Here is a 17015-nt window from a genome sequence, read left to right on the forward strand (position 1 = left end):
TATAAATTATAAATTATAAATCCCTGAACATTTCCAAATTTAAGACTATGTCGTATTTTTGCCTTCAATTTAAGAAGCGATAAATGGCGTGTGTCCATTGAATAGTAAATATCGTGTCAAGATTTCGATAGAAATATTTTAAATATGAAAAAGGTTTTATACCGTAATCAACTTTCTAAATTTTTGGGTGTCAATCTGATAGCTATAATGCTATTTTCAGTATCCCTATTTTCTCAATCAGAAAACGCTGATCCTGCGAAAGGGAAGCAGATCTTTAATCAGAATTGTGCATCGTGTCACTCTTTGGATAGAAAAGGTACTGGTCCTGCTTTAAGGAATATAGAAGCGCGTATCGAAGAAGAAGGTTTAGATCGTGAGTGGATTTACGCATGGGTGAAAAATAGTGCGGGTGTTATTAAGTCGGGTGATTCTTATGCGAATAAGATTTTTGCAGAGTATAACAATACAGCAATGACTCCATTTCCGACATTAAGTAATGAGGATATAGATAATGTATTAGCTTATACAGCGGCAAAAGAAGAGGCGCCTGTTGCGGCCGCAGCGGTTCCTGGAGCTGTAGGAGGTTCTGCTGATTCTAGTGGTGTTTCTAATGAAGTTATATTAGGGGCTTTAGCTTTGGTTTTTGCTTTGTTGGTTGCTATGTTGTTTATGGTGAATATGACTTTGCGTAATATTGCTAAGGCAAATGGTATTGATGTTGAACGTGAAAAGGCAGAAAAAAGAATTCCAATTTGGAAGGCTTTTGTAAAAAATCAATTTTTAGTATTGGTTTCTGTTGTGTTTTTGTTGTTGACAAGTGCTTATTTTGTTTATGGGTTCTTTATGCAGGTTGGTATAGATCAAGGTTACGAGCCTGTTCAGCCAATTCATTTTTCTCATAAAGTGCATGCTGGTGATAATAAGGTAGATTGTAAGTATTGTCACTCTTCAGCAAGAGTTTCTAAAACTTCGGGTATACCTTCGTTAAATGTCTGTATGAACTGTCATAAATCTATTTATGAGTACAAAGGGAATGCAGAAGGGCCTTCTCAGTCGGATATAGAAAATGGGTATACAAATGAGTTTTATACTAAAGAGATAAAAAAACTTTATGCAGCCGTTGGTTGGGATGAGGAGAATCAAAAATATACTGGTGATTCTAAACCTGTAGAGTGGGTTAGAATACATAATTTACCAGATTTTGTTTACTTTAATCACTCTCAGCATGTTAGTGTTGCTGGTGTCGAGTGTCAGACTTGTCATGGTCCAATTGAGGAAATGGAAGTTGTTAGTCAACATGCTCCATTAACTATGGGCTGGTGTATTAACTGTCATAGAGAGACAAATGTTAAGATGGAGGGTAATGCTTATTATGATAAAATTCATGAAGAGCTTTCTAAAAAATATGGTGTAGAGAAGCTTACGGCTGCTATGCAAGGTGGTTTAGAATGTGGTAAGTGTCACTATTAATTGATTGTAAAAGAAGATAATTTCAGATATATCGTATGTCATCAAACAAAAAATATTGGAAAAGCGAAGCGGAGTTAAATCCTAACGATTCCATTGTTGAGGCGCTAAAACAAAACGAATTTGTTCAGGAAATTCCTGTTGAAGATTTCTTAGGTGATAAGGAAGGTTTAGCGGCTAGTTCTACTAATAGGAGAGATTTTTTAAAGTATGTAGGTTTTAGTACTGCTGCTGCAACAATGGCTGCTTGTGAGGGGCCGGTTGTAAAATCTATACCTTATGTGGTTCAACCAGAGCAGATTATTCCTGGTGTTGCTAATTATTACGCAACAACAATAGCAGATGGTTTTGATTTTGCAAGTGTTTTGGTTAAGACTCGTGAGGGTAGACCAATAAAAATAGAGAATAATACAGATGCTAAAGTTAATGGATCGGCAAATGCTCGTGTTCAAGCTTCTGTTTTGTCTTTATATGATAGTAAAAGGTTACAAGGTCCTTTGGCTAAGGGTGAAGCTGTAGAATGGTCTGTTTTAGATACTGCAGTTAAATCTAAATTAGCTTCGTTAAAAGGATCTAGTAAGCAAATTGCATTGTTAACTCAGACTTATGCTAGTCCGTCTACATTAAAATTAGTAGCGGAATTTAAAGAGGTTTATGGTGGTAATGTAAATCATGTTACTTATGATGCTATTTCTGCTGATGCTGCTTTAAATGCTTTTGAAGAAAAGTATGGTGAGAGAGCTTTGGCTGATTATGACTTTAGTAAAGCTGGTTTAATAGTTTCTATTGGAGCAGATTTCTTAGGGGATTGGCAAGGTGGTGGTTATGATAGTTCTTACTCTGCTGGTCGTATCCCTAAAAATGGAAAAATGTCTAGGCATATACAGTTTGAGGCTAATATGTCTTTAACTGGTGCTAATGCAGATAAGAGAGTTCTTTTAACTCCGTCGCAACAAAAAGTAGCTTTGGCTAAGTTGTACGGTAAGTTGATGGGCGTTTCTGTTGGTGGTGAATTGACAGAAAATATTTCTAAAGTGGTAGATGCTACTGCTAAGGAATTTAAGAAAGCAGGTAAAAATGCAGTTCTTGTTACTGGTTTAGATGATAAAGATGCTCAGGCTATTGTTTTGGCAATTAATGAGTCTATTTCTAGTGTTGCTTTTGATGCTAAGGCTCCTAAGTATGTTAGACAAGGTGATGCAAAAGCTGTTGCTAAGTTAGTTGCAGATATGAAATCTGGTAAAGTTGGAGCACTTCTTATGGATGGTGTGAATCCTGTTTATACAATGCCTAATTCGGCAGAGTTTACGGATGCTTTATCTAAGGTTGATTTGTCTGTTGCTTTTGCACAGAATAATAATGAAACTGTAGCGGTTTCTACTTACGCTGCAGCGGCTCCAAATTATTTGGAATCTTGGGGAGATGTTCAGATTAAAAAAGGACATTACTCATTGATGCAGCCTACAATTAAAGAAATTTTTGATACGCGTCAATTCCAATCTTCATTATTAATGTGGATGGGTTCTGATAAAACGTATTACGATTATATTAAAGAAACTTGGAGTTCTTCTATCTTGGGAGATGGTGAGTGGAATCAAGCATTGCACGATGGTGTTTATAAAGCCTCATCTTCAGTTGTAGATGTAGTTGAGGAAACTGTAGCTTCAGTTATTTCTGAAGAGCCAATGGTTTCTTCATTGGTAGATTTATCTATGGCGGCTACTAAGTTGTCTAAATCTGCTTCTTCAGATATGGAGTTGGTTTTATATTCTAAAGTTGGTATGGGGGATGGTCAGCAGGCTAATAATCCATGGTTGCAAGAATTTCCAGATCCAATTACAAGAGTTTCTTGGGATAATTATGTTACTATATCTAAAGCAGATGCAGAGAAATTAGGTCTAATTAATGATCATGTTGCAAATGGTGGTTTAGATGGTAGTAAGGTAAATGTTAAGGTTGGTGACTCAGAGTTAAAAGGAGTTCCTGTTATAATTCAACCGGGTCAAGCACCGGGATCTGTTGGTCTTTCGTTTGGTTATGGTAGAAAAGCAGGGTTGCAGTCAGAAATGCAAACTGGTGTAAATGCTTTTGCATTGTACCAAGGCGGTGTTTCTAATCAATCTGTTTCTATCTCTAAGGCTGATGGTATGCATGAGTTTGCATGTGTTCAGCTTCATAAGACATTAATGGGTAGGGGTGATATTATTAAGGAAACTACATTAGAGATTTTTAATACTAAAGATCATGCTGAATGGAATCCTTCTCCTAAAGTATCCTTAAATCATGAAGAAGTAGATGCTGTTTCAGTTAGTTTGTGGGATGATTTTGATCGTTCTGTTGGACATCACTTTAACTTGTCTATAGATTTAAATGCATGTACTGGTTGTGGGGCTTGTGTTATAGCTTGTCACGCAGAAAACAATGTGCCTGTAGTTGGTAAAGATGAAATTCGTAAATCTAGAGATATGCACTGGTTGCGTATCGATAGATATTACTCTTCTGAGGAGACTTTTGAAGGTGATAATATTAAGAAAGATGAGTTTGATGGTTTAACTGGGGATAAAGGTTCTTTAGGTGGATTTGGTGAGTTAGAAGATCCTTCTGCTAATCCACAAGTTGCTTTTCAGCCGGTAATGTGTCAGCACTGTAATCACGCTCCGTGTGAAACAGTATGTCCAGTTGCTGCAACATCTCATAGTAGACAAGGTCAAAACCATATGGCGTATAACAGATGTGTAGGTACAAGATACTGTGCAAACAACTGTCCTTATAAGGTGCGTCGTTTTAACTGGTTCTTGTATAATAACAATGACGAGTTTGATTACCATATGAATAATGATTTAGGAAAAATGGTAATTAATCCAGATGTAAATGTTCGTTCTCGTGGGGTAATGGAAAAATGCTCTATGTGTATCCAAATGACTCAAAAGTCAATTTTAGATGCTAAGAGAGACGGGCGTACAGTTAAAGATAGTGAGTTTCAAACGGCTTGTTCTGCTGCGTGTAGCAGTGGCGCAATGGTATTTGGAGATATAAATGATACCGAAAGTGAGGTTGCAGAATTAAAAGAAAGCGATCGTATGTATCATTTATTAGAGCACATTGGTACAAAGCCAAATGTTTTCTATCATGTTAAAGTGAGAAATACACAAGAATCATAATTAATTAACGGAACGTAACTATAACATAAATTATGGCGTCGCATTACGAAGCACCTATACGAAAACCCCTAGTAATTGGAGACAAAGGATACCACGATGTAACTGTGGATATCTCTGCTCCTATTGAAGGTAGAGCAAATAAGCAGTGGTGGATAGTTTTTACCATAGCATTGATAGCATTCCTTTGGGGAGTTGGTTGTATAATTTACACGGTATCTACAGGTATAGGAACCTGGGGATTAAATAAAACAGTAGGCTGGGCCTGGGATATTACCAACTTTGTTTGGTGGGTAGGTATAGGGCACGCAGGAACATTGATTTCTGCAGTACTACTGCTCTTTAGACAAAAATGGAGAATGGCAATTAACCGTTCTGCAGAGGCAATGACAATTTTCTCTGTAGTGCAGGCTGGTTTATTCCCAATTATTCACATGGGTCGACCTTGGTTGGCATATTGGGTATTACCTATTCCAAATCAATTTGGTTCGTTATGGGTTAACTTCAATTCGCCTTTACTGTGGGATGTATTCGCAATTTCTACCTATTTATCTGTATCATTGGTTTTCTGGTGGACAGGTCTTTTGCCAGATTTTGCAATGATTCGTGATAGGGCAGTGAAGCCATTTCAGAAAAAAATATATAGCTTATTAAGTTTCGGTTGGACGGGTAGAGCTAAAGATTGGCAACGTTTTGAGGAAGTTTCTCTTGTGTTAGCAGGTTTAGCTACGCCACTTGTACTTTCTGTACATACAATTGTATCTTTTGATTTTGCTACTTCAGTAATACCAGGATGGCATACTACTATATTCCCTCCTTATTTTGTTGCTGGTGCAATTTTCTCTGGATTCGCAATGGTAAACACGCTTCTTATTATAATGAGAAAAGTGTGTAGCTTGGAAGATTATATTACAGTACAGCATATAGAGTTAATGAACATAGTAATTATGTTAACAGGGTCTATTGTGGGTTGTGCATATATTACAGAGCTGTTTATGGCATGGTATTCTGGTGTAGAATATGAACAATATGCTTTTTTAAACAGAGCAACTGGTCCTTACTGGTGGGCGTACTTGTTAATGATGTCTTGTAATGTGTTTTCTCCACAATTTATGTGGTCTAAGAAACTGCGTACAAGTATTATGTTTTCTTTCTTTATTTCAATTGTAGTAAATGTTGGAATGTGGTTTGAGCGTTTTGTAATTATTGTAACATCATTACACAGAGATTACTTACCATCTTCATGGACAATGTTCTCTCCTACGTTTGTAGATATTGGTATCTTTATTGGTACAATAGGGTTCTTCTTTGTTCTGTTTTTATTATATGCTAGAACATTCCCTGTAATAGCACAGGCAGAGGTTAAGTCAATATTAAAAGCATCTGGTAGTAGGTTTAAGAATTTAAGAGATTCTGGAAAGCCAATGTATGAAATGCCAAAAACAACAATCTATAATAATACTACTACTTCTGTGGTAGCACAAGAGCAGGTTGTTCAGGTAGAGACAAAGGGTGATGCTAAAGTATCAGACTTGTTAAGTTCTTTAGGTAAGTTTGATGTTAATACGGACACTCCTGATGATCTAAAGAAGGTGAAGGGTATTGGGCCTCAAATGGAACAAACATTAAATCAGATAGGTATCTATAGTTTTGCTCAAGTGAGTAAAATGACTCAGAAAGAGTATGATTTATTAGATTCAATTACTGAATCGTTCCCAGGAAGGGCACAAAGAGATGATTGGGCTGGTCAAGCCAAGAACTTAAATAACAAGAATTAATTATGGCATCTAAAGTTATTCACGCATTATATAATGATGATGATATATTGATGCTTGCTGTTAAGAAAGTTAAAGCAGCTAAGCATCATATAGAAGAGGTATATTGTCCTTTTCCTGTTCACGGACTAGATAAGGCTATGGGTCTTGCTCCAACTAGAATTGCCATTACAGCTTTTATTTATGGTTGTATCGGTTTGGCTGTAGCTACGGTGATGATGAATTTTATTATGATTCAAGATTGGCCTCAAGATATAGGTGGTAAACCAAGTTTTAGCTACCTAGAAAATATGCCAGCATTTGTTCCAATTATGTTTGAGCTTACAGTCTTTTTTGCGGCTCACTTAATGGTTATTACTTTTTATATGAGAAGTAAATTATGGCCTTTTAAGCAAGCTGAAAATCCAGATGTAAGAACAACGGATGATTTGTTCTTAATGGAAATAGAGATACACGATAACGAAGAGGAGTTAATAGCTTTGTTAGCAGATACGGGAGCAGTAGAAATTAATATTTCAGAAAAGTAGTCTTAATAGTTATGAAGATATTTAAAAATATAGGATTGGTACTAGGATTAGTTATTCTTACTGCATCATGTGCAGATAAGAATAGTCCCAACTACCAATATATGCCAAATATGTACGAGGCAGTAGGATACGAGACTTACCAGAAAGTAGATTTTTTACCTAGTGGTATGGAAGCAGGTTTGCCTGTTGAAAATACAATTTCAAGAGGTCATATTCCTTATGAGTTTGCTAATGATATTGAAGGGAAAGAATTAGCACGTTTACAAGCTAGTCCTTTAGATTCTTTAAAGGCAGAAGTAAACTTAACCAAAGGTAAAGAGCTATACAATATTAACTGTGCAATATGTCACGGTAATAAAGGTGATGGTCAAGGAAATTTGGTTAAAAGAGAAAAGATACTAGGAGTTCCTAGTTATGCAGATGCAGGAAGAAATATTTCTGTAGGTGACGCTTACTTTACTATTTATTACGGAATAAATACAATGGGTTCTTACGCAAATCAATTGAATCACGAAGAACGTTGGCAAGTTGCAGAATACGTAATGCAATTGAAACAAGACTTAACTAAATAATACATAGATTAAGAATATGTACACTTTTTCAAACAGACTAAAAATAGCTTCATTTATATTAATGGCTGTAGGTTTATTAGGTATAGCTGCAGGCTTTATCTCTATGCCAAGTACAGTAGAAGATGCTAAAGCTATGGTGGCTAGCCATGACGGTGGTCATGGAGAACATGCTACTACAGAAGAACATGTTAAGGATACTCATGGTGAATCTGCTCATGCAGAAGGTAGTCATAGCAAACATGATGAGCATTTATTACATCAATTAAAAAACAAGCCTTGGGCAGCATTATATGTAGCGGCTTTCTTTTTCTTTATGATAGCATTAGGAGTATTGGCATTTTATGCAATACAACGAGTAGCGCAAGCTGGTTGGTCTCCTTTACTATTTAGGGTGATGGAAGGTATAACAGCTTACTTAGCTCCAGGTGGTATTATTGTAGTTGCTATACTAGCGACATCTGTGGCTCATATGAATCATTTGTTCGTTTGGATGGACGCTGATGTTGTTGCTGACGATAAATTATTACAAGGGAAAGCAGGTTTTTTAAACGGAACATTCTTTTTAATTAGAGCAGTTATTTTCTTAGGGGGATGGATTGCTTATAGAACTATATCTCGTAAATTATCTTTGGCTCAAGATGAGTCTAATGACAATTCTAACTTTGTTAAAAACTTTAGATGGTCAGCAGGTTTCTTAGTATTCTATTTAGTTACAGAATCTATGATGTCTTGGGATTGGATTATGAGTGTAGATCCTCACTGGTTTAGTACTTTGTTTGGATGGTATGTTTTTTCTAGTATGTTTGTATCAGGTATAACTGTTATAGCAATGGTAACTATCTATTTAAAGTCTAAAGGTCATTTAGAAGAGGTAAACGATAGTCATATTCATGATTTAGCTAAGTTTATGTTTGGTATTAGTATTTTCTGGACATATTTATGGTTTTCACAGTTCATGCTTATATGGTACGCTAACATACCAGAGGAGATTACATACTATATTACAAGAATAGAGGATTACAATCTTCCTTTCTTTGGTATGGTAGCGATGAACTTTCTTTTTCCTTTATTACTGTTAATGAATAGTGATTACAAAAGAGTTAATTGGTTTGTTATTATGGCAGGTGTTGTTATCTTAGCGGGTCATTATTTAGATATATTTAATATGATTATGCCTGCAACAGTAGGTGATCAATGGTCAATAGGAATTTCAGAAATTAGTTCTGTGTTATTCTTTTTAGGATTGTTTATTTTTGTTGTTTTTAGAGCTTTAACAACTGCTCCATTGCAACCAAAAAGAAATCCATTTATTGGCGAGAGCAAGCATTTTCATTATTAATAAGGAAGTTTACTAAAGCATAAAATAAATCATACAATGATTACAGTTTTAACTATAACGGTTTTAGTCTTAATAGCCATTGCAATTTGGCAAATGACCAAAATTTTTGAATTGTCGCAATTAAGAGCGACTAAAAATGAAACAGCAACAGATAAAGATAACAAGGTTAATGGTTATCTAATGTTTGCTTTTCTAGTATTTATTTACGGTATTACAATCTTTAGTTTTTATAAATACACTAAAGTTTTGTTACCAGAAGCAGGTTCTGCTCATGGTGCTGAGTACGATGATTTAATGCTGTTAACTATGGCTATAATCTTCTTTGTGCAAACTATTACTCAGTTTTTACTACACTATTTCGCGTACAAATATCGTGGTGAAAAAGGGAAGAAGGCATTATTTTATGCAGATAACCACAAATTAGAATTTATATGGACTATTATCCCTGTAATTGTTTTGGCTGGTTTAATCCTTTGGGGATTATACACATGGACAAACATTATGGATATTAATGATGATGATGATCCATTAATAGTTGAGCTTTACGCACAGCAATTTAACTGGACTGCTAGATATGGTGGTGAGGATAATGTCTTGGGTGAAGCTAACGTAAGATTGATTGACATTGATAACGCTAATGTTTTAGGTTTAGATGATTCTGATCCTAATGCTACAGATGATGTTATTGTTAAAGAATTACATTTGCCAGTAGGCAGAAAAGTTAATTTTCACATGCGTTCGCAAGATGTATTGCACTCGGCCTTTATGCCTCACTTTAGAGCGCAAATGAACTGTGTTCCGGGTATGATTACTCAATTTTCTTTTACTCCAATTAGGACTACTGCAGATATGCGTCTAGATCCAGATGTAATTGATAAAGTAAAAAGAGCGAATAAAATTAGAGCTAAAAAAGCAGCTGCAGGTATTCCTAATAATGATCCTTGGGAGTATGACTATATTTTACTTTGTAATAAGATTTGTGGGAAGTCCCACTATAATATGCAAATGAAAATTATCGTAGAAACTCAGGAAGAATACGATAAGTGGATGGCTTCTCAAAAAACATTTGGTGGTAATACTGCTACTGGAGTTGCAATACAATAATTGATTTAAGAAACTAAGTTAACTAACAAAAATTATAATATCTGATTATGTCAGGAACACACGAACACGACGACGATCACGGACATCATCATAAGGAGACTTTCATTACTAAATATATATTTAGTATGGATCACAAGATGATTGCAAAACAGTATTTAATTACTGGTTTAATAATGGGTTTCATTGGTATAGCAATGTCATTATTATTTAGAATGCAATTGGCTTGGCCAGGTGAATCTTTTCCTATATTTGAAGCGTTATTAGGTAAATGGGCACCGGGTGGTGTTATGGATGCCGATGTATATTTAGCATTGGTAACTATGCACGGAACAATAATGGTATTCTTTGTGCTTACAGCTGGTTTAAGTGGTACTTTTAGTAACCTTCTTATTCCATTGCAAATTGGAGCTAGAGATATGGCTTCAGGATTGTTAAATATGATCTCTTATTGGTTGTTTTTTACGTCTGCAGTTATAATGGTTATTTCTTTGTTTATCGAGTCAGGACCAGCAGCAGCTGGTTGGACGGTTTACCCACCATTAAGTGCATTGCCAATGGCTCAATCAGGTTCTGGTTTGGGTATGACGCTTTGGTTATGTTCAATGGCTATATTTATAGCATCGTCTTTATTAGGATCATTAAACTACATAGTAACAGTAATAAACTTAAGAACTAAGGGTATGTCTATGACTAGACTTCCATTGACTACTTGGGCATTATTTGTTACCGCTATTATTGGTGTTGTTTCTTTCCCTGTTTTATTCTCAGCAGCATTGTTGTTAATAATGGATAGAAGTTTTGGAACATCATTCTTTTTATCTGATATTTTTATTCAAGGAGAAGTTTTACACTATCAAGGTGGATCTCCCGTATTATATGAACACTTATTTTGGTTCCTGGGTCATCCAGAGGTATATATTGTAATATTACCTGCAATGGGTATGGTGTCAGATATTATGTCGACAAACTCTCGTAAACCAATTTTTGGTTATAGAGCAATGATTATGTCTATTTTGGCAATTGCATTCTTATCTACTATTGTATGGGGTCACCATATGTTTATTTCGGGTATGAATCCTTTCTTAGGTTCTGTATTTACATTTACAACCTTATTAATTGCAATACCTTCTGCTGTAAAAGCATTTAACTGGATTACTACGATCTGGAAAGGTAACTTACAAATGAACGTTGCAATGTTATTTTCTATTGGTTTTGTTTCTACATTTATTAGTGGTGGTTTAACTGGTATTGTTTTAGGAGATAGCACATTAGATATTAACGTTCATGATACTTATTTTGTAATTGCTCACTTCCACTTGGTAATGGGTATCTCTGCATTATATGGTTTACTAGCAGGTGTGTACCACTGGTTCCCTAAAATGTTTGGTAAAATGATGAATAAGAACTTAGGTTATGTTCATTTCTGGATTACAGCAGTTTGTGCTTACGGGGTTTTCTTCCCAATGCACTTTGTTGGTATGGCAGGTGTACCAAGACGTTATTATGAGAATACAGCATTTCCTATGTTCGATGAACTTACAGATCTTAATATCTTAATTACAGTATTTGCTTTAATTGCAGGAGCTGCTCAGTTGATATTTGTTGGTAACTTTATCTATAGTATTTTCTATGGTAAAAAGGCTGAGCAAAACCCTTGGAAAGCTACTACATTAGAGTGGACAACTCCTGTAGAACATATTCACGGTAACTGGCCAGGTGCTTTACCAGAAGTTCATAGATGGGCTTACGATTACAGTAAAACAAATGAAAACGGAGAGTATGTACTTCCAGGACAAGATTTTGTTCCTCAGACAGTACCGTTACAAGATGGTGAAGAAGAATTAGCTCACTAAACGTTATTCAAATTATATAAAGCCTTTTAAATTTATTTTAAAAGGCTTTTTTTTTGCATCATTCTTGGCTAACTTATATTGCTAAGTACTATTTTAGTATCTTGTTTAACAACAAACACAAACCATTAAATACACTATATTTTGAAAAAAATTATTCTAGGCATCTTGCTACTGGCTACAGTGGTGAGTATGGCACAAAAAAAACCTAAAATTAAAGGAAGTAAAACGGTAATAGAAGTAACCAATGAGTTACCTCCCTTTAATGCCATTTTAGTTTCAGACGGTATTCTAGTAGAGGTTAAAAAAGCCAGAGATGAAAGTTATAGTTTTATTGGCGACGACAACCTTATGGATGTTTTAAAGTTTGAAGTTGTAGATAGTACGCTACAGATTAGTTCTTTTTATAGAATTGTCTCTAAAAAAAAATTGTTACTAACTGTAAACTATATAAACCTTAATACGATTACAATAGTTAATGGGCGTATAGTAATGAAGGATATACTCACGACAGATAATTTGCAACTTAATTTACAAGAAGGCTCTCGATTAACTTTAAATACATTGGCAGACAATGTTGATATTTCTATGACTGGTAATAGTTCGGCAGAGCTAAATGTTGATTGTGATGCTGTTACAATTAATCAAGATCAAAAGAGTGATTTAAGTATTTATGTTGTAGCCCAAGACGCTAGTTTAACAATGCACGGTGGAGCAGATGCTAAAATGCAAGGGGCAATCTCTAATTTTAGTATTAATCTTTTTGGCAATGCTCAATTAAGAGCAGAAGAATTAAAAGGCGCAGCTGTTCTTGCGAATTTAGATGAGTCGCCAGATGCAAGAATTTATGCATCTGAAAAGTTTGAGCTTTCTTCTAAAGGAGGTTCTAGAACTTATTTATACGGTACACCTATAATTACTATTACAGACTTTTTAGGAGCTTCTCAATTAATAAAAAAAGAATAGTTATTTTTAGATTGATATAATTTCAATTCAATTACTTCCTAATTCTAGTATCTTTGTTAGATTATGAATGAAAACCTAGACCCTACATCAGATAATTTTTCTTCTGAAGATGTTGATATCGAAAGAGCATTAAGACCCTTGAGTTTTGATGATTTTGCGGGTCAAGATCAAGTATTAGATAATCTTAAAGTATTTGTTGAAGCTGCAAACCAAAGAGGAGAAGCACTAGATCATACATTATTTCACGGACCTCCAGGTTTGGGTAAAACAACCTTAGCTCATATTTTGGCTAATGAGTTGGGTGTTTGTATAAAAGTTACTTCTGGTCCAGTTTTAGACAAGCCAGGAGATTTAGCTGGTCTACTAACAAATCTAGATGAAAGGGATGTTCTTTTTATTGATGAAATACATAGACTTAGTCCAATTGTAGAAGAGTACTTGTATTCTGCAATGGAAGACTATAAAATAGATATAATGATTGAGTCAGGGCCAAATGCACGCTCTGTACAGATAAATCTTAATCCTTTCACTCTAATAGGTGCAACTACCCGTTCAGGGCTTTTAACGGCTCCTATGAGAGCTCGTTTTGGTATTCAGAGTAGATTGCAATACTACACAACAGAATTACTATCTACCATAGCAGAACGTAGTGCAGAAATTTTAAATGTTCCTATAGATTTAGAGGCTGCAATAGAAATTGCAGGAAGAAGTAGGGGAACACCTAGAATTTGTAATGCCTTATTAAGACGCGTAAGAGATTTTGCTCAAATTAAAGGAAACGGAAAAATAGATGTTGAAATTTCTAGATTTGGACTGAATGCACTTAACGTAGATGCTCACGGTTTAGATGAAATGGATAACAAAATATTAACCACTATCATAGATAAGTTTAAAGGCGGACCAGTAGGTATAACCACACTTGCTACTGCTGTTTCTGAAAGTGCAGAAACTATTGAAGAAGTATATGAGCCCTTTTTAATACAACAAGGTTTTATTATGCGTACACCTCGTGGTAGAGAAGTAACAGAATTAGCATATAAGCATTTAGGAAGAGTAAAAGGAAGTGTGCAAGGTGGTTTGTTTTAACTACCACGCACTTTCCCAATCTTTCCAAACAACTTCAAAACCCTTTTCTTGTAGCATTTCGGCAATAAGTTCTGTGCTACGTTCATCAGAAATTTCAAACTGTTCTAAAGATTGTGGTTCTACAACATAACCACCTGGGTTAGTTTTAGACTCGGCACTTATAGAGGTTATTCCTAAGTTAATAATGTTGTTTCTAAATTTTTCGCTTTCTCTGGTAGACATAGATAGTTCTACATCCTCGTCTAACAAACGATAGGCACATATTAATTGTACCAAATCTGCATCTTCCATAATTACTTTTGGTTCCAAGCCTCCAGTATGTGGGCGTAACCTAGGAAAAGAGATAGAATATTTAGTTTGCCAATATGTTTTTTGTAAATACTGTAAATGCAAAGCTGTAAAAAAACTGTCTGCTCGCCAATCTTCCAATCCAAATAAAGCGCCTACGCCAATTTTATGCACTCCGGCTTTGCCTAAACGGTCAGGGGTTTCTAATCGGTAATCAAAATTAGATTTTTTGCCTTTAGGATGGTGCTTTTTGTATTCGTCTCTATGGTATGTTTCTTGGTACACCAATACGGCATACAGACCATTTTTAACAAGCAATTCATATTCATCTTGGTCTAGTGGCTGTACTTCTATAGTAATATTAGCAAACTCTTTTTTTAATAGTTTAATGGCATTATTTATATAATCTACACCAACGGTTTTATTTGCTTCACCAGTAACCAGTAGAATATGGTTATATCCTTTGCTTTTTAAAAAGGCGGCTTCTTTTAAAATTTCAGTGTCAGTTAAAGTACGTCTTGGTATTTTATTAGTTAAGCTAAAACCACAATACGTACATATGTTTTGGCACTCATTACTTAAGTACATTGGTGCATACATTTGCATTGTATTGCCAAAGCGTTTTTTGGTTAGCATACTACTCATTTGTGCCATTTGTTCTAAGTAGGGTTTGGCTGCAGGAGAAATTAGAGCCTTAAAATCTTCTAGGTTTCTGCTATTACTTTGTAAAGCAGCCTCTACATCTACGGCTGTTTTGTTATAGATGTCTAAAACTATTGTGTCCCAATTGTAACTATTAAAAAGCGAAGTGAAATTACTCATTTAAAAAAGAGGTTAGAGGTGAACTTGCTTCTGCTGTTTGTTTAACCGGAGCTAGTTTTGCATTGTATGCTAAACGGCCAGCTACTACTGCAAGTCTAAAAGCATTTGCCATAGCAATAGGATTTTGTGATACTGCAATTGCGGTATTTACTAATACGGCATCCGCGCCTAGTTCCATTGCGTATGCAGCATGAGAAGGAGCGCCAATACCTGCATCTACAATTACAGGAACATTACTTTGCGCTATAATTATTTCTAAAAAATCTACGGTTTTTAAACCTTTATTACTTCCAATTGGTGCACCCAAAGGCATTACACATTGTACGCCAACATCTTCTAGACGTTTACATAAAACAGGGTCTGCGTGTATGTATGGCATAACTATAAAACCTTGTTTTACCAATTCTTCAGCAGCTTTTAAAGTTTCTATTGGGTCTGGTAGTAAGTATTTTGGATCTGGATGAATTTCTAACTTTACCCAGTTTGTCTCTAATGCTTCTCTGGATAATTGCGCCGCAAAAACAGCTTCTTTAGCTGTACGTACTCCAGATGTGTTTGGTAAAAGGTTTATTCTAGAATGATTTAAATGAGATAAGATATCGTCATTTTTATCGGCTACGTCCACACGTTTTAAAGCAACAGTTACCAGCTCACTTTCTGAGGCTAATAAAGCATCTTTCATAACTGTTGAAGCGCTAAATTTTCCGGTTCCAGTAAACAAACGAGATGTAAATGTTTTGTCTCCTATTTTTAAATTATCATTCATCGTTTTTCTTTTGGTCAAATTTGTACACTTGTTCTTGGGTAGCAGGTGTACTAAGTATGTTGTTTAAAGTAGCAATATTATTAAAGTTGCTTGTAATTTCTCCGGATACGGCAATACCGTAAATTCCTGTTTTTAATAATTCAGGTACATCTGGTATTGTTATTCCGCCTATTGCAATTATTGGCGTGTCTGTTTTTAACTCGCTTAAAATTGCTTGGTAACCTTCTAAGCCTAAAGTTGGACTTAAATTTTGTTTTGTTTTTGTGAACTTATATGGTCCTAAACCAATGTAGTCTACCTCTTTTTTTAGTAAATTTTCACAATCTTCCAAGGTGTTAGCAGTACCACCAATACTAAACCATTTTCCTAAATACTCTCTTGCTTCTAAAGGGCAAGCATCGGTTTTACCTAAATGCACACCATCTGCTTTTACTTCTTTAGCAATTTTGTAGTGATCATTTATTAATAATCTTGTTTGAAAATGTGCTGTAATTTCCCTTGCTTTTAATGCTGTTTGTAGCACTGTTTCTTCATCTACATTTTTTAGACGTAACTGAATCCAATCTGCGCCAGAAGAACACGCGTTTTGTATGTTTGCTAAATGTATTTCTGGAGTCTCACCTTGACTTATATAATGTAATTTACTAATCATTATTTTCTGTTTTTTGTGCTAGATAAAAATACGTTATCTATTTGTTTAAATTCCTCTACGGGCTTTTCTGTGTTCCAAATTCCACCTAAAACACCAACACCTTTGTATCCTAAATCTAGGGTTTCTTTTATGTTTTTTGATGTGATACCACCCATACCAATAGTAAACTTATCTATACCGTTTACATTAAACTCTTTTCCTAGGTATCCCTTTTTAGAGATTGATGAAAAAACAGGGCTAAGTAAATGATAATCGAACTCCAATTCACAATTCTCTAGCGCTTTTGGGTCGTGAAACGAACTACTTATGGTTTTGCCTGACATTTGCAAACCATTAAAATATCCTTTACCATTTTCTATAACGTCTATTCTTTTTTGCTCTTGAAAATGAATGCCTTTTAGATTAAAACTATTTACTAGTTCGTGAAAATAATGCACCACAATACGGTTGTGATATTGGGGCTCTATTTTATTTAAATAGGCAGTGTGTTCTTGTAGATTTTTAAGGGGTTTTCTAAAATGATAATACTGCAAGCCAGCCTTAAATAACTGATGAAGTATTTCTATTTCATTAGGTACGTCTTTTTCTGGAGCTATTAGTACAATCATTTTTTAAGGGTTTTGTTTTAAATGTTTTTGAAACA

General features: G+C 35.1%; 14 protein-coding genes. 10 read left to right on the plus strand and 4 right to left on the minus strand.

The annotated features are described in order from the left end of the window. Positions 1 to 144: 144 nt before the first annotated feature. From M4I21_RS07875 to ruvB, 10 genes are all read left to right on the plus strand, one after another. Positions 145 to 1470 carry a c-type cytochrome gene (locus M4I21_RS07875; protein WP_249558568.1) on the plus strand — a complete coding sequence of 442 codons (1326 nt, stop codon included), beginning with the start codon at positions 145 to 147 and terminating at the stop codon, positions 1468 to 1470. Positions 1471 to 1505: 35 nt separating this feature from the next. Then, positions 1506 to 4628: a TAT-variant-translocated molybdopterin oxidoreductase gene (locus M4I21_RS07880; protein ID WP_249558569.1), complete on the plus strand. Its 3123-nt coding sequence runs from the start codon at positions 1506 to 1508 to the stop codon at positions 4626 to 4628. Positions 4629 to 4660: 32 nt separating this feature from the next. After that, on the plus strand, positions 4661 to 6403 hold the full coding sequence (locus M4I21_RS07885) for a helix-hairpin-helix domain-containing protein (RefSeq protein ID WP_249558570.1): 1743 nt from the start codon (positions 4661 to 4663) through the stop codon (positions 6401 to 6403). Between the two features lie 2 nt (positions 6404 to 6405). After that, positions 6406 to 6927 carry a DUF3341 domain-containing protein gene (locus M4I21_RS07890; protein ID WP_249558571.1) on the plus strand — a complete coding sequence of 174 codons (522 nt, stop codon included), beginning with the start codon at positions 6406 to 6408 and terminating at the stop codon, positions 6925 to 6927. Between the two features lie 11 nt (positions 6928 to 6938). Next, positions 6939 to 7499, plus strand: a complete 561-nt coding sequence (locus tag M4I21_RS07895; RefSeq protein ID WP_249558572.1) for a c-type cytochrome — start codon at positions 6939 to 6941, stop codon at positions 7497 to 7499. A 16-nt stretch (positions 7500 to 7515) separates the two neighbouring features. After that, positions 7516 to 8838, plus strand: coding sequence for a quinol:cytochrome C oxidoreductase (locus tag M4I21_RS07900; protein ID WP_249558573.1), 1323 nt, complete (start codon positions 7516 to 7518; stop codon positions 8836 to 8838). Between the two features lie 36 nt (positions 8839 to 8874). Next, positions 8875 to 9942: a cytochrome c oxidase subunit II gene (locus M4I21_RS07905; protein WP_249558574.1), complete on the plus strand. Its 1068-nt coding sequence runs from the start codon at positions 8875 to 8877 to the stop codon at positions 9940 to 9942. A 47-nt stretch (positions 9943 to 9989) separates the two neighbouring features. After that, positions 9990 to 11795 (plus strand): cytochrome c oxidase subunit I, encoded by a 1806-nt coding sequence (locus M4I21_RS07910; protein WP_249558575.1) that lies wholly within the window; start codon positions 9990 to 9992, stop codon positions 11793 to 11795. A gap of 189 nt (positions 11796 to 11984) precedes the next feature. After that, on the plus strand, positions 11985 to 12758 hold the full coding sequence (locus tag M4I21_RS07915) for a GIN domain-containing protein (RefSeq protein ID WP_249558576.1): 774 nt from the start codon (positions 11985 to 11987) through the stop codon (positions 12756 to 12758). A 63-nt stretch (positions 12759 to 12821) separates the two neighbouring features. Beyond that, complete coding sequence (gene ruvB, locus M4I21_RS07920) at positions 12822 to 13844, plus strand: Holliday junction branch migration DNA helicase RuvB (protein ID WP_249558577.1); 1023 nt, start codon at positions 12822 to 12824, stop codon at positions 13842 to 13844. Here ruvB and thiH read toward each other — a convergent pair whose 3' ends face one another. The 4 genes from thiH to M4I21_RS07940 are packed head-to-tail and all read right to left on the minus strand — an operon-like array spanning position 13845 to position 16980. Continuing rightward, positions 13845 to 14954 carry a 2-iminoacetate synthase ThiH gene (gene thiH / locus M4I21_RS07925; protein WP_249558578.1) on the minus strand — a complete coding sequence of 370 codons (1110 nt, stop codon included), beginning with the start codon at positions 14952 to 14954 and terminating at the stop codon, positions 13845 to 13847. It abuts the gene before it with no gap. Beyond that, positions 14947 to 15720, minus strand: coding sequence for a thiazole synthase (locus M4I21_RS07930; RefSeq protein ID WP_249558579.1), 774 nt, complete (start codon positions 15718 to 15720; stop codon positions 14947 to 14949). Before M4I21_RS07930 ends, thiH begins: the two co-directional genes overlap by 8 nt. After that, the gene (gene thiE / locus M4I21_RS07935; protein ID WP_249558580.1) at positions 15713 to 16372 is read right to left on the minus strand and encodes a thiamine phosphate synthase; all 660 of its coding nucleotides are present in this window, start codon (positions 16370 to 16372) and stop codon (positions 15713 to 15715) included. The genes M4I21_RS07930 and thiE overlap by 8 nt, the downstream gene beginning before the upstream one ends. Beyond that, complete coding sequence (locus M4I21_RS07940; protein ID WP_249558581.1) at positions 16372 to 16980, minus strand: thiamine phosphate synthase; 609 nt, start codon at positions 16978 to 16980, stop codon at positions 16372 to 16374. Before M4I21_RS07940 ends, thiE begins: the two co-directional genes overlap by 1 nt. Positions 16981 to 17015 lie beyond the last annotated feature (35 nt).

This window comes from Cellulophaga sp. 20_2_10, assembly GCF_023476645.1.
GTDB lineage: Bacteria > Bacteroidota > Bacteroidia > Flavobacteriales > Flavobacteriaceae > Cellulophaga.

Excerpts from the sequence above, each read along its gene's own strand:
- M4I21_RS07895 (WP_249558572.1), top strand. The coding sequence starts at position 6,939 with ATGAAGATATTTAAAAATATAGGATTGGTACTAGGATTAGTTATTCTT.
- M4I21_RS07915 (WP_249558576.1), top strand. The coding sequence starts at position 11,985 with ATGGCACAAAAAAAACCTAAAATTAAAGGAAGTAAAACGGTAATAGAA.
- M4I21_RS07910 (WP_249558575.1), top strand. The coding sequence starts at position 9,990 with ATGTCAGGAACACACGAACACGACGACGATCACGGACATCATCATAAG.
- ruvB (WP_249558577.1), top strand. The coding sequence starts at position 12,822 with ATGAATGAAAACCTAGACCCTACATCAGATAATTTTTCTTCTGAAGAT.
- thiE (WP_249558580.1), bottom strand. The coding sequence starts at position 16,372 with ATGATTAGTAAATTACATTATATAAGTCAAGGTGAGACTCCAGAAATA.
- thiH (WP_249558578.1), bottom strand. The coding sequence starts at position 14,954 with ATGAGTAATTTCACTTCGCTTTTTAATAGTTACAATTGGGACACAATA.
- M4I21_RS07900 (WP_249558573.1), top strand. The coding sequence starts at position 7,516 with ATGTACACTTTTTCAAACAGACTAAAAATAGCTTCATTTATATTAATG.
- M4I21_RS07890 (WP_249558571.1), top strand. The coding sequence starts at position 6,406 with ATGGCATCTAAAGTTATTCACGCATTATATAATGATGATGATATATTG.
- M4I21_RS07875 (WP_249558568.1), top strand. The coding sequence starts at position 145 with ATGAAAAAGGTTTTATACCGTAATCAACTTTCTAAATTTTTGGGTGTC.
- M4I21_RS07885 (WP_249558570.1), top strand. The coding sequence starts at position 4,661 with ATGGCGTCGCATTACGAAGCACCTATACGAAAACCCCTAGTAATTGGA.
- M4I21_RS07940 (WP_249558581.1), bottom strand. The coding sequence starts at position 16,980 with ATGATTGTACTAATAGCTCCAGAAAAAGACGTACCTAATGAAATAGAA.
- M4I21_RS07905 (WP_249558574.1), top strand. The coding sequence starts at position 8,875 with ATGATTACAGTTTTAACTATAACGGTTTTAGTCTTAATAGCCATTGCA.
- M4I21_RS07880 (WP_249558569.1), top strand. The coding sequence starts at position 1,506 with ATGTCATCAAACAAAAAATATTGGAAAAGCGAAGCGGAGTTAAATCCT.
- M4I21_RS07930 (WP_249558579.1), bottom strand. The coding sequence starts at position 15,720 with ATGAATGATAATTTAAAAATAGGAGACAAAACATTTACATCTCGTTTG.